This is a genomic window from Haemophilus sp. oral taxon 851 str. F0397, assembly GCF_000242295.1.
Lineage (GTDB): Bacteria > Pseudomonadota > Gammaproteobacteria > Enterobacterales > Pasteurellaceae > Haemophilus.
On record NZ_JH591078.1, the window covers coordinates 49,115 to 61,801 of the forward strand.

The following is a 12,687-nucleotide window of genomic DNA, read 5'->3' on the forward strand; positions in this document are numbered from 1 at the left end:
CAAACCTATAATTGACCGCACTCGTCGGCGAGTAGCGCAGCTTGGTAGCGCAACTGGTTTGGGACCAGTGGGTCGTAGGTTCAAATCCTATCTCGCCGACCACTTCTTTTATATTGTCTTGAAATTCCGTACAAAAGAAATCCTTTGAATGCGCCCTTAGCTCAGCTGGATAGAGCAACGCCCTTCTAAGGCGTGGGTCAAAGGTTCGAATCCTTTAGGGCGTGCCATTTATTTCTTCAATCCATTTTTTATTCTCTTTTATTAATTTCTTTTGCTATTTAAGCAAGCTACAATACGCCCCCAAATTTTATCAATACAAATCAGAAAGAGAATTATTATGCCCTTTGCTATTGGTCAGCGCTGGTTGAGTGAAAGTGAAAACGCTTTAGGATTAGGTATCATTACCGCATTAGATCAACGAACCGTCACGATTTATTTCCCTGCTGCGGATGAAACGCGTATATATGCTGCTGCACAAGCGCCTTTAAGCCGAATTGTATTTAGTAAAGGTGAAACGTTATCCCATCAAGCAGGCTGGCAAGGTGAGATTTTAGACGTTCAAAATATGAACGGTTTGCTCTTTTATTTAGTTAAAAATCCACAAGGTGAAGATGTCATTGTACAAGAACGTGATATTTCATCGATTATTTCTTTTAGCCAAGCGAAAGAGCGTCTGTTTTCAGCGCAAATTGATCGCAGCAGTCATTTTGCATTGCGTTATCGCACGCTTTGTCATCAGCAAGCACAATTTAAATCACCATTGCGTGGTTTACGCGGAACACGTGCGGGTTTAATTCCTCATCAGCTTCATATTGCAGCTGAAGTCGGTAATCGAGTTAATCCTCGCGTGTTATTGGCGGATGAGGTTGGTTTAGGGAAAACCATTGAAGCAGGAATGATTTTGCAGAATCAACTTTTTGCTGAGAAAGTGCAACGTGTTCTTATTATCGTGCCAGAAACGTTGCAACATCAATGGCTGGTGGAAATGCTTCGTCGTTTTAATTTGCATTTTTCACTTTTTGATGAAGAACGTTGCAATGATTTTGATCTTGATGCGGTTAATCCATTTACAACTGAAAGCTTAATTATCTGTTCGCTGAATTGGTTAGAAACTCATCCAAATCGAGTAGAGCAGGCGCTCAATGCTCAATTTGACTGTTTAATTGTGGATGAAGCACATCACCTCGTATGGTCAGAATCTTCACCAAGTGCAGCTTATTTATTAGTTGAACAGCTTGCTCGTATCATTCCCTCTGTATTGTTACTCACAGCAACCCCAGAACAACTTGGGCAAGAAAGTCATTTTGCTCGTTTGCGCTTACTGGATCCAGAACGTTTCTTTGATTATCAAACCTTTGTGAAAGAGCAGGAACGCTATCAACCAGTGGTTAATGCTGTTGAATCTTTGTTGGCAAATAGGGCGCTAAGTGCGGTAGAAAAAAATCATATTTCTGATTTGTTGCTTGAACAAGATGTTGAGCCACTTTTTAAAGCGATTGCATCAAATAATGATGAAGAACAGCATCGTGCCCGTCAGGAATTGATTCAAGCCTTGATTGATCGTCACGGCACGGGGCGAATGTTATTCCGCAATACACGTCAAGGCGTGAAAGGTTTTCCGCACCGTGTTTACCACCAAATTACACTCTCTGAAGAGAATGAGAAAATTGATTGGCTAATTGACTTCCTCAAACTACATCGCGATGAAAAAATTTTTGTGATTTGTCAGACTGCGGTAACGGCGATTCAGTTAGAACAAATTTTGCGTGAACGTGAGGCGATTCGTGCCGCAGTGTTCCACGAAAAAATGTCGATTATTGAACGAGATAGAGCCGCGGCTTATTTTGCGGATTTAGAAAACGGCGCACAGGTTTTACTCAGTTCGAGTATTGGTTCGGAAGGGCGTAACTTCCAATTCGCAGCAAATTTAGTGTTATTTGATTTACCGACAAATCCTGATTTATTAGAACAATGTATTGGCCGATTAGATCGTATTGGACAAAAACGTGATGTACAAATTTATGTGCCTTGTGCGAAAGATTCACCTCAAAGTCGTTTTGCACGTTGGTACAATGAGGGGCTGAATGCTTTTGAACAAACTTGTCCAATGGGAATGGCATTATTTGCCCAGTTTTCTGATGAGTTAGAAAAAATGCGGTCAAATTCTACCGCATTTTCAGAGAATGAATTTTCTGAATTATTAAAACAAACTAAAACTGCGAGAGAAAAACTCAAGCTTGAGTTAGAAAAAGGTCGGGATCGTTTATTAGAGATAAATTCTCATGGCGGTGAGCAAGCACAAGCGTTAGCGGATCAAATTGCTGATGAAGATAATTCGCCTGAGCTTGTGAATTTTACTTTAAAATTATTTGATATTATTGGCGTAGAGCAAGAAGATCTTGGCGCAAATAGTATTGTTATTAGCCCAACTGGGACAATGCTTGTACCTGATTTTCCGGGTTTAAAAGAAGAAGGTGTGACGGTTACCTTTGATCGAGAACTTGCCCTTGCTCGCGAAGAAATGGAGTTTCTGACTTGGGATCATCCTATGATTCGTCAAGGTATTGATCTTGTTGCTTCGGGGGATATTGGCAAAGCCGCAATGGCATTGCTTGTAAATAAACAACTGCCAGCTGGAACCTTATTAATTGAATTGATTTACGTGGTGGAAAGCCAATCGCCAAAAGGATTACAGCTTAATCGTTTCTTGCCGCCAACGCCTATTCGTCTGCTGCTTGATAACAAAGGAAATAACATTGGTGAGCAAGTTGTTTTTGAAACATTGTATAGCAAATTGAAACCACTTGGTAAAAATATTGCTAATCAAATGGTGAAAATGGCACGGGCCAATATTGAAGCCTTGATTACACGAGGCGATCAGCTTGTAAAATCCTTGGCAGAACCGATTATTGCTGAAGCTAAAAATCAAGCAGATCAACAATTAAGCGCAGAAATTAACCGTTTGCAGGCTTTGCGAGCAGTGAATAAAAATATTCGCCAAAGCGAAATTGATATTTTGGAACAACAACGAAGACAATCACTTGACGAGCTTTCTAAAGCAAATTGGCGTTTGGATTGCTTGCGTGTCATTGTGACGAACAAGGAATAAAAATGGCATTGATTGAATACAATCCGCCTCTTGAACCTTATTTAGATATTATTTATCAAGATAATCATTTGTGCGTGGTGAACAAACCTAGCGGTTTGCTTTCTGTGCCGGGTAATCAACCACAATATTACGATAGCGCAATGAGTCGAGTGAAAGAAAAATTTGGCTTTTGTGAGCCAGCTCATCGTTTGGATATGGCAACGAGTGGTATTATTGTGTTTGCTTTAAGTAAGGCGGCGGATCGTGAATTAAAACGTCAATTTCGCGAACGTGAACCGAAAAAACATTATCAAGCGATTGTTTGGGGGCATTTGGAGAAAGATTATGGCGAGGTAAATTTGCCGATGATTTGTGATTGGGAAAATCGACCTCGCCAACGTTTGGATTTTGTTTTAGGAAAAAGAGCGGTCACAAAATTCGAAGTTTTAGCTCGTTTGCCCAATAACAGTACTCGCGTGAAACTGACGCCTGTGACAGGCCGATCTCATCAATTACGCTTGCACATGTTAGCATTGGGGCATCCAATTCTAGGCGATAAATTTTACTCTCATCCTCAGGCTAAAGCGATGACGCCAAGATTATGTTTGCACGCAGAAGAATTGACGATTACCCACCCCATTACAGGGGAAACAATGACTTTTAATGCGAAGTTAGATTTTTAAATTTGCGCAGAAGTATGAGATCACGAATGAAAAACTTTTTAGCTCAACAGGGAAAAATCACGCTAATTCTCACCGCACTTTGTGCGCTTATTTATATTGCTCAACAGCTGGGTTTTGAAGACGATATTATGTATTTGATGCATTACCCCGCTTACGAAGAGCAAGATAGCGAAGCGTGGCGTTATATCTCACATACATTGGTACATTTATCTAATTTGCATATTTTGTTTAATTTGTCTTGGTTTTTTATTTTTGGCGGAATGATTGAGCGCACTTTTGGCTCGGTCAAATTATTGATGTTATACGTTGTAGCTTCCGCCATAACAGGATATATGCAAAATTATGTGTCTGGTCCCGCTTTCTTTGGACTTTCTGGTGTTGTATATGCTGTGTTGGGTTATGTATTTATATGTGATAAATTGAATCATCATTTATTTGATCTGCCAGAAGGTTTTTTCACAATGTTATTGGTGGGGATCGCATTAGGTTTTATTAGCCCCTTATTTGGTGTTGAAATGGGAAATGCAGCGCATATTTCAGGCTTGATTGTCGGCTTGATTTGGGGATTTATCGATAGCCAATTACGTAAAAATTCGCTACAGTAGGTGTGTTCAATTTGGATAAAGGGTTTTCTATGAAGCAGTCATTACGGCATCAACAAATTATTAAACTGGTGGAACAATCCGGTTATTTAAGCACGGAAGAATTGGTTGCTGCCTTAGATGTTAGCCCTCAAACGATTCGCCGTGATTTGAATATTTTGGCGGAGTTAGATTTAATTCGTCGCCATCACGGTGGTGCGGCATCGCCATCTTCTGCAGAAAATTCTGATTACGTGGATCGTAAACAATTCTTTTCATTACAAAAAAATAATATTGCACAGGAAGTTGCGAAGTTGATTCCTAACGGTGCATCTTTGTTTATTGATATTGGTACGACGCCTGAGGCTGTCGCTAATGCATTGCTTGGCCATGAAAAACTCCGAATTGTGACAAACAATCTAAATGCCGCTCATCTTTTACGCCAAAATGAAAGTTTTGATATTGTCATGGCGGGCGGATCGTTACGAATGGATGGTGGAATTATCGGCGAAGCTACGGTGAATTTTATTTCTCAATTTCGCCTAGATTTCGGGATTTTAGGGATTAGTGCGATCGATGCTGATGGTTCATTATTGGATTATGATTATCACGAAGTACAAGTAAAACGAGCGATTATTGAAAGTTCACGTCAGACGTTATTGGTGACCGATCACTCTAAATTTACGCGCCAAGCGATTGTTCGATTGGGTGAATTAAGTGATGTGGAGTATTTGTTTACGGATGATGCTCCCGAAGGAATTGTTAATTATCTGAAAGGTCAGAAAACGAAATTAGTTTTATGTTAGGGATGAGAAAGTGCGGTAAAAATAATGGTTTTTTACCGCACTTTTTATATGTTTTATGGGCAAGATTTATTTTGTTGTTACTTGGCAAATTAGGTAGAATAAGCCCACATTTATATAAGGATTCAAAATGAAAATAAAGACGATTTTGACCGCACTTTTCGGCGTAATTGTGCTGACAGGTTGTGCAAATAAGAATGACACGAAACAAGCGAGTGAGCGTAATGATACCCTTGAAGGGTTCAATCGAACCATGTGGAAATTTAACTATAACGTCATGGATCGTTATGTGTTAGAACCCGCGGCAAAAGGTTGGAATAACTATCTGCCTAAGCCTATTTCTTCAGGTCTTGCTGGCATTGCCAATAATCTTGATGAGCCGGTAAGTTTTGTAAACCGCTTAATTGAAGGTGAACCGAAAAAAGCATTTGTTCACTTTAATCGCTTTTGGATTAACACTGTATTTGGTCTAGGCGGTTTTATTGATTTTGCGAGCGCAAGTAAAGAGCTACGCGTAGATAATCAACGTGGATTTGGGGAAACTTTAGGTAGCTACGGCGTAGATGCGGGCACTTATATTGTGTTGCCAATTTATAATGCAACAACGCCACGTCAATTAACGGGCGCAGTGGTTGATGCGGCTTATATGTATCCATTCTGGGAATGGGTTGGCGGTCCGTGGTCGTTAGTGAAGTATGGTGTGCAAGCAGTGGATGCTCGTGCGAAAAATATCGATAACGCGGAGTTATTACGCCAAGCACAAGATCCATATGTAACCTTTAGAGAAGCGTATTACCAAAATTTACAATTTAAAGTGAGTGATGGCAAATCAACAGAAAATAAAGAATCGCTTTCAGATGACGTGCTAAAAGAAATTGATTAATCAACAAAAAAGTGCGGTAAAAAAGAACCGCACTTTTTATCAACTAAGGAGAAAATGATGACTCAAATTATTCATACTGAAAAAGCGCCAGCAGCTATTGGCCCTTATGTTCAAGCGGTTGATCTTGGCAATTTAGTTTTAACCTCAGGGCAAATTCCAGTGAATCCTGCAACAGGTGAAGTGCCTACGGATATCGTTGCACAAGCACGCCAATCTTTAGAAAACGTGAAAGCGATTATTGAGAAAGCGGGTTTAACCGTCGCAGATATTGTAAAAACAACGGTTTTTGTGAAAGATCTTAATGATTTTGCAGTAGTTAATGCAGAATATGAACGTTTCTTTAAAGAAAATAATCATCCTAACTTCCCTGCTCGTTCTTGCGTAGAAGTTGCGCGTTTACCAAAAGATGTAGGATTAGAAATTGAAGCTATTGCTGTGAGAAAATAGTTTATTGTAAAGATTAAATTATTGCCCTTAACGCGAAAAATTACGTTTAGGGCATTGTATTGTATAGGTTATTTATTCCCTTTCGCTCGATTGTGCATTGTGCAAAGCATCTCGCAATTCTCAGCCGAAGTTGTCCCCCCTTTGCTCCACGCGGAAACGTGATCAGCTTCCATTTCTTTCATTGTCCAAATTTTGGTTTTATTGACATTGTCATGAATGGCACAAAGTGGGCAGTTGGATTTTCCTTCTTTTTCGGCTTGCTCGGTTTGCTTTTTATAAGTTGCTTTTTTGGTAGCTTCGTCAAATACTCTAACATCTAGCAATCGTTTATCTTGCTCTCCACCTAAAATATATTCAAAAATCCCTTTACGGTTTTTTACATAAGGATCGGAATATAAGGCTTTTACCCGCCCTGCAACTTGTTTGGGATTGTAGGCAGTTTTGCCGTAGGTGTCGTACAATCGTCCCCATTCTAAGCCCTTCATTTCTTTCTCTGGGCTTTCTTCAAATACCATTGAAATCCAATCAATAACCGTGGTGAAATGATTTTCTAATTCGGTAATGTTGTCGCTGTGGCGATGAGTTTGCATATAGTCGCTCACTTTGCCTTTGCTTACCCAATTTAAGGCTTCAGCTAAGAAATCTTGTCGAGCAGCAGAGCCTTTAATATAAGCACCCCATTTTTGCGTATGTGGATTTTGGCTATTACTAAATTTTTCTTTCGCTTTGGTGACAAATTTGCCCGAATAAATTGCATTCAGTAATTCTTGCTCATTGAGCGGTACACCTGCAATGTTGATAGTTTTAAACCACTCTTTAATATCGCTTTCATCGCCTTTGCAAATATAAACCAGCAATTTGTTTTTTTTAATCAATTCCTGTTTATCTTCTGGTAACGCATTAAAGTTAAATGGCTCTCCATCAATGATGATTGAGAGTTTATTGGTCATAAATCTCCCAATACTGGTAATGCGTTGCTGTCCGTCTAGTACTTCGTATTGGTTGTCAGCAGTTTGGTTAAAATAAATCAGTCCAAGCGGGTAGCCTTTTAAAATGGATTGAATTACTGCAACATCTCGCTTACCGTCTGCATAAATATAGTTGCGTTGATATTCAGGCTGAATGGTGAGTTTTCCACCCCAGCCAAATAACCCTTTACCTTCCAATTCGTTATATTGGAATCCTTCGCACAGGGCTTCTAAAGTGATTTCATTATTTAAGGTTGTTTGCATCATTGTTGATTTTTCCGTTATAAGAGCAGTTGATTTTTGAAGGATTTTTACCGTTTATGCTTAATAAAAATTCTCTGATAAGCAGATTGCACTGAGTGCCCATCTTGATTTATGAAATAATTTTTCTTTCCATCATTCATTGCAAGATTTGCGTTCTCATTTGTTTTTCCACCTTTTGAGCCTGTTTTCTCACCATTTTGTTTCATTTCCCAATAGTCATCATATTTTTTGGTATCTGGAACAAGATCATGACAACCTCGTTGTGTTGCTCCTAAAATTTCAAACTGATCTGGATTGTATTTATCTAAGAAAGAAATCGGTACGCCCATTACGCCATCAAAATCACTTGGAATGGCATTGGTAAAAGGGACTTCAATGGCGTTGTAGTTATCATATTGTTGGTAAGCGATTGTTCCTATAATCTTTTTATTAAATTTAAGATTATCAGCCATTGTCATTAACGGTAATGGTTCGTGGCGACGACCATGTTCAATGTTGGTAAACCAGCAAACACCAGGAACTCGATTAACTTTCTGCCCACCTTGTTCTCGTTCAAATTTATAAGTATCAGCATAAACAAAATTATCAGGTACTCTGAAATACATTCCTTGATTAAAATTAGTTGCTCCTAGCCAAAATTTGTTATCTTTAATTAATAAGAAACTTTCTTTATAAGTAATCGCATTCATATTGCCAATGATCGTAAATTGCTTATTTGCTTCCACTATCCACGCCAAAAACTCCCGAAACAGAGAAAAAGGAGGGTTAGTTATAATAATATCGGCTTGATCGCGTAATTTTTTTACTTCATCACTACGGAAATCGCCATCGCCTTTTAAGTATTTCCACTCTAAATCGTCAATATTGATTTTACCATCGCCCGACTTATCGTGCGTAAGCGTAAAAATTTTGCCTTGTTTTGGGCTTAATTCTGGATCAAAACGTTCATCACTTTGCTCAAATAAAGAGGGTTGATAAGCAAAGCCCGCAGGTTTGCTGGTAGCGGCAAAGCTTGTGCTGATAAGCTTTTTTAAACCTAAACGCTGGAAATTTTGGGCAAAGTATTTGGTAAAGTTGCTCCATTCGGGATCATCACAAGGAAGTAGAATGGTTTTATTTTTGAACACATCAGGATTGAAATCCAAGTAGGCTTGCATTTCTTTTTCAATGTCGTGGTATTGGGTGTAAAACTCGTCGTTTTTGGCGGTTTTTGCTTTAGAAAGGTTGCTGTTTTTCGCTGCCATTATGCCACCTCTTTTTTATTGGTTGCTATTGACAGCAAAGAAAAGAAATTTATGCTATTTGCTTGCTTGCTTGCTTGCTTGCTTGCTTGCTTGCTTACTATACATTTAAGATCCTTAATTTGTTGAGTAGTTTATTTTTTGGGATTATATCGTATTTAGATTGATAACAATACAATAGTGATGAATTGACCGCACTTTTTGTTTGTATGCTGATAACAAAAATTTTACATTACACCTTGAATTTTTTATGGATTTTCCCCACTAAGGAAATACTTAACCCTAACTTTGAGAGAACACATTATGATGCGTATTCTTCTTTTCTTGGCAACCAATATGGCTGTAATGCTGGTATTAGGTATTATTTTAAGTGTGACTGGTATTGCAGGAAATAGCACCGGCGGCATTTTAATTATGGCGTTGTTATTTGGTTTTGCTGGCTCATTAATTTCATTATTCCTGTCTAAAACGATGGCATTACGTTCTGTAGATGGAGAGGTGATTACTCAACCTCGTAATCAAACTGAACGTTGGTTAATTGATACCGTCAGTCGCCAAGCGCAGAAAGCGGGGATTCCGATGCCAGACGTGGCGATTTATCATTCACCTGATGTGAATGCTTTTGCTACAGGCGCGACAAAAAGCAATTCTTTGGTGGCAGTGAGTACTGGATTATTAAACAACATGACGGAGCCTGAAGCTGAAGCTGTTTTAGCGCACGAAATTTCCCATATTTCCAATGGCGATATGGTGACGATGGCGTTATTGCAAGGTGTGTTGAATACTTTCGTGATTTTCTTATCGCGTGTTATTGCAACAGCGGTGGCAAGTTCTCGTAACAATAATGGAGAAGAAACGCGCAGTTCAGGTATTTATTTCTTGGTTTCGATGGTATTGGAAATGCTCTTTGGTGTGCTTGCGAGTATTATCGCAATGTGGTTCTCTCGCTACCGCGAATTCCGTGCAGATGTTGGTTCAGCAAGTTTAGTAGGCAAAGAAAAAATGATCATGGCATTGCAACGTTTGCAACAACTTCACGAACCACAAAATCTCGAAGGTTCTTTAAATGCCTTTATGATTAATGGTAAACGCAGTGAACTCTTTATGAGTCATCCACCACTCGAAAAGCGTATTGAAGCCTTACGCAATCTTTAAAAATTTCAAAAAATCGGCCACACTTTAATACGGCCGATTTTTTTATTTTCCTTTTTTCACCCAATATTTGAAAGGTGGTTTTTCTACTTCACTTTGCAGTAATGTGTGATCCATAAATTGACAGAAACTTGGAATATCTCTTGTTGTTGCAGGATCGTCAGCAATAATCAAAAGTATTTCTCCATCGTTAAGATGACGAATATTTTTACGAACAAGCATCACAGGTTCTGGACAACGTAATCCTAAAGTATCTAGGGTTTGTGTGACGAAAATTTCAGACATATTCTTTTTTCTTTTGAAAAACAGGGCCATATCATACCGCACTTACGGCAAAATTTCGACAAATCCCAGTCATCAGTGATAGACTAGTATCATTGAAATTACCTTGAAAAAATAAATGGCGGAATACCTCGTTCCTAAAAGTGCGGTTATTTTTGAAGAAGAAATTAAGAAAAGCCGTTTTATTACTTATTTACAGCACACCGAAGGTTTAGAAGACGCAAGAGCTTTTTGGGCAAAGATTAAACAAGAACATCCAAATGCTCGGCATCATTGTTGGGCTGCCGTAGCAGGCAAGCCAACAGATTCTCTACAACTTGGTTTTTCTGATGATGGCGAACCTGCTGGAACGGCAGGAAAGCCAATGTTGAGCGCATTGCAAGGTAGTCAATTAGGTGAAATCAGTGCGGTGGTGGTTCGCTATTATGGCGGTATTTTGCTCGGAACGGGCGGATTAGTTCGTGCTTACGGTAATGGCGTTCAACAAGCGTTAAAGCTGATTGAAAGCGAAATTAAAGTTGAACGAACCCCTTTCAAACTTGATTGTGACTATGGCCAGCTAAATTTAGTCCAACAACTTTGTGAAAAATATCAGGTTGAGATTTTATCTCAAGATTTTCAGGCAAACATTCATTTGATTTTAGGTATTAGTGAAAAAACAGTTGATGTTTTTTCTTCAGAATTAACAGAAAAGTCTGCGGGCAGATTAGTCATCCAACTTTTAGAGACAGGCGAATAATAGTGCATATTTTATCGATTATCCGAATTATTGGTATTCTTGTGATGTGTTTTTCAGGCACAATGCTGATTCCAGCATTTGTCGCACTAATTTATGGCGATGGTGGCGGCAAGGCATTTATGCAGGCGTTTATGTTGAGCTTGACGGCGGGCACATTGCTTTGGTGGCCATGCCATCACCATAAACAAGAATTACGATCCCGTGATGGTTTTTTGATCGTTGTAGCTTTTTGGTTTGTACTTGGTGGCTTGGCTACTTTGCCGCTTCTGTTGTTTGATGCGCCACATTTAACGGTGTCATCCGCTGTATTTGAGGCCTTTTCAGGCCTAACGACGACAGGTGCTACCGTGATGACTGGATTGGATAATTTACCAAAAGCAATTTTGTTCTACCGACAGTTTTTACAATGGCTTGGGGGAATGGGGATCATTGTGTTAGCGATTGCGATCATTCCCCTTTTAGGTATTGGTGGAATGCAACTTTACCGTGCAGAAATGTCTGGTCCAATGAAGGAACAAAAAATTCGCCCACGGATTACAGAAACTGCAAAAGTTTTGTGGATGATTTACCTTTTTTTAACCTTGTCATGTGCTTTAGCTTATTGGTTAGCTGGAATGAGTGTTTTTGATGCGATTACCCACAGTTTCTCTACTGTTTCCATTGGCGGTTTTTCAACGCATGATGCAAGTATTGGTTATTTTAATAGCCCATTGATTAACGGAATTACGGTTTTATTTTTATTGGTTTCTGCTTGTAACTTTGGTTTACATTTCCGTGCTTTTTCAACGATTGGACGTGAAAATTTCTTCAAAATTTATTTGCGTGATCCTGAATTTCGTTTTTTTATCAGTATCCAAGTTATTTTAGTAGTGGTCTGTACTTTAGTAATGTGGGGACATAGTTACTTTAAGACTTCATGGCAAGATTTTGAGCAGGTATTGTTTCAGGCAGTCTCTATTTCTACCACGACTGGTTACACTACGTCTGATTTTGCTGCTTGGCCCTCATTTGTGCCCGTATTGTTAATCTCTGCATCTTTTATGGGCGGTTGTGCAGGATCGGTTGGTGGTGGTTTAAGAGTTGCGCGTGTATTAGTGCTTTACCTACAAGGAAAACGAGAACTCAAACGCGTAGTCCATCCTAATTTGGTTTATCCCATTAAATGGGGAAAAAATGTATTAGATGAAAGAGTGATAGGTAGTATTTGGGCATTCTTTTCGGCTTATATTTTAGTATTTTTAATTTGTTTACTTGGCGTCATTGCTTGTGGCGTTGAACCTTTCAATGCCTTTAATGCTGTATTAGCTAGCATAAATAATTTAGGGCCAGGATTAGGTGCTGTTAGTAGTAATATGATCGCCATTCCAGATAGTGCTAAATGGATTTTAACTATCGCAATGGTATGCGGCCGCTTAGAAATTTTCACGCTTTTAGCATTATTTACGCCTGCATTTTGGAGATCTTAGCTGAGGCTTAATTTTTAATAAAAATTTCGAATTTTGACCACACTTTTGAGAGATCCGTTTATATTTCCATCAAAAGATCATTTTTTTAAA

12 protein-coding genes and 2 tRNA genes are annotated in these 12,687 nt (G+C 39.0%); 11 read left to right on the top strand and 3 right to left on the bottom strand.

Annotated features, from left to right (window positions below):
- Positions 1 to 25: 25 nt before the first annotated feature.
- The 8 genes from HMPREF9096_RS04505 to HMPREF9096_RS04470 all read left to right on the top strand — a co-directional run bounded on the left by HMPREF9096_RS04505 (position 26) and on the right by HMPREF9096_RS04470 (position 6,485).
- Positions 26 to 102 (top strand) — tRNA-Pro (locus HMPREF9096_RS04505).
- A 48-nt stretch (positions 103 to 150) separates the two neighbouring features.
- Positions 151 to 227, top strand: a tRNA-Arg gene (locus HMPREF9096_RS04500).
- Between the two features lie 110 nt (positions 228 to 337).
- Positions 338 to 3,109: an RNA polymerase-associated protein RapA gene (gene rapA / locus HMPREF9096_RS04495; protein WP_009500443.1), complete on the top strand. Its 2,772-nt coding sequence runs from the start codon at positions 338 to 340 to the stop codon at positions 3,107 to 3,109.
- Between the two features lie 2 nt (positions 3,110 to 3,111).
- Positions 3,112 to 3,771, top strand: a complete 660-nt coding sequence (gene rluA, locus HMPREF9096_RS04490) for a bifunctional tRNA pseudouridine(32) synthase/23S rRNA pseudouridine(746) synthase RluA (protein WP_009500445.1) — start codon at positions 3,112 to 3,114, stop codon at positions 3,769 to 3,771.
- Positions 3,772 to 3,797: 26 nt separating this feature from the next.
- Entirely contained in the window at positions 3,798 to 4,376 is a 579-nt protein-coding gene (locus HMPREF9096_RS04485; protein WP_009500446.1) for a rhomboid family intramembrane serine protease, read from the top strand.
- Positions 4,377 to 4,405: 29 nt separating this feature from the next.
- Positions 4,406 to 5,158 carry a DeoR/GlpR family transcriptional regulator gene (locus HMPREF9096_RS04480; RefSeq protein ID WP_009500447.1) on the top strand — a complete coding sequence of 251 codons (753 nt, stop codon included), beginning with the start codon at positions 4,406 to 4,408 and terminating at the stop codon, positions 5,156 to 5,158.
- A 127-nt stretch (positions 5,159 to 5,285) separates the two neighbouring features.
- Positions 5,286 to 6,038 (top strand): VacJ family lipoprotein, encoded by a 753-nt coding sequence (locus HMPREF9096_RS04475; protein WP_009500450.1) that lies wholly within the window; start codon positions 5,286 to 5,288, stop codon positions 6,036 to 6,038.
- 57 nt (positions 6,039 to 6,095) lie between these two features.
- Complete coding sequence (locus HMPREF9096_RS04470) at positions 6,096 to 6,485, top strand: RidA family protein (protein ID WP_032803400.1); 390 nt, start codon at positions 6,096 to 6,098, stop codon at positions 6,483 to 6,485.
- A 68-nt stretch (positions 6,486 to 6,553) separates the two neighbouring features.
- Here HMPREF9096_RS04470 and HMPREF9096_RS04465 read toward each other — a convergent pair whose 3' ends face one another.
- Together HMPREF9096_RS04465 and HMPREF9096_RS04460 are read right to left on the bottom strand one after the other, a co-directional pair.
- Positions 6,554 to 7,720 carry a DUF262 domain-containing protein gene (locus HMPREF9096_RS04465; RefSeq protein WP_009500453.1) on the bottom strand — a complete coding sequence of 389 codons (1,167 nt, stop codon included), beginning with the start codon at positions 7,718 to 7,720 and terminating at the stop codon, positions 6,554 to 6,556.
- Positions 7,721 to 7,764: 44 nt separating this feature from the next.
- Complete coding sequence (locus tag HMPREF9096_RS04460) at positions 7,765 to 8,961, bottom strand: adenine-specific methyltransferase EcoRI family protein (protein WP_009500455.1); 1,197 nt, start codon at positions 8,959 to 8,961, stop codon at positions 7,765 to 7,767.
- Positions 8,962 to 9,258: 297 nt separating this feature from the next.
- Between HMPREF9096_RS04460 and htpX the strand changes: the two genes are divergently transcribed.
- Positions 9,259 to 10,113, top strand: coding sequence for a protease HtpX (gene htpX / locus HMPREF9096_RS04455; protein WP_172633381.1), 855 nt, complete (start codon positions 9,259 to 9,261; stop codon positions 10,111 to 10,113).
- A gap of 42 nt (positions 10,114 to 10,155) precedes the next feature.
- Here the strand turns inward: htpX and tusA are convergent, their stop codons facing one another.
- Positions 10,156 to 10,395 carry a sulfurtransferase TusA gene (gene tusA / locus HMPREF9096_RS04450; protein WP_032803402.1) on the bottom strand — a complete coding sequence of 80 codons (240 nt, stop codon included), beginning with the start codon at positions 10,393 to 10,395 and terminating at the stop codon, positions 10,156 to 10,158.
- Positions 10,396 to 10,510: 115 nt separating this feature from the next.
- Here tusA and HMPREF9096_RS04445 point away from each other — a divergent pair, with 115 nt between their 5' ends.
- Positions 10,511 to 11,131 (top strand): YigZ family protein, encoded by a 621-nt coding sequence (locus HMPREF9096_RS04445; RefSeq protein ID WP_009500458.1) that lies wholly within the window; start codon positions 10,511 to 10,513, stop codon positions 11,129 to 11,131.
- A 2-nt stretch (positions 11,132 to 11,133) separates the two neighbouring features.
- Complete coding sequence (locus HMPREF9096_RS04440) at positions 11,134 to 12,597, top strand: TrkH family potassium uptake protein (protein ID WP_032803404.1); 1,464 nt, start codon at positions 11,134 to 11,136, stop codon at positions 12,595 to 12,597.
- Positions 12,598 to 12,687 lie beyond the last annotated feature (90 nt).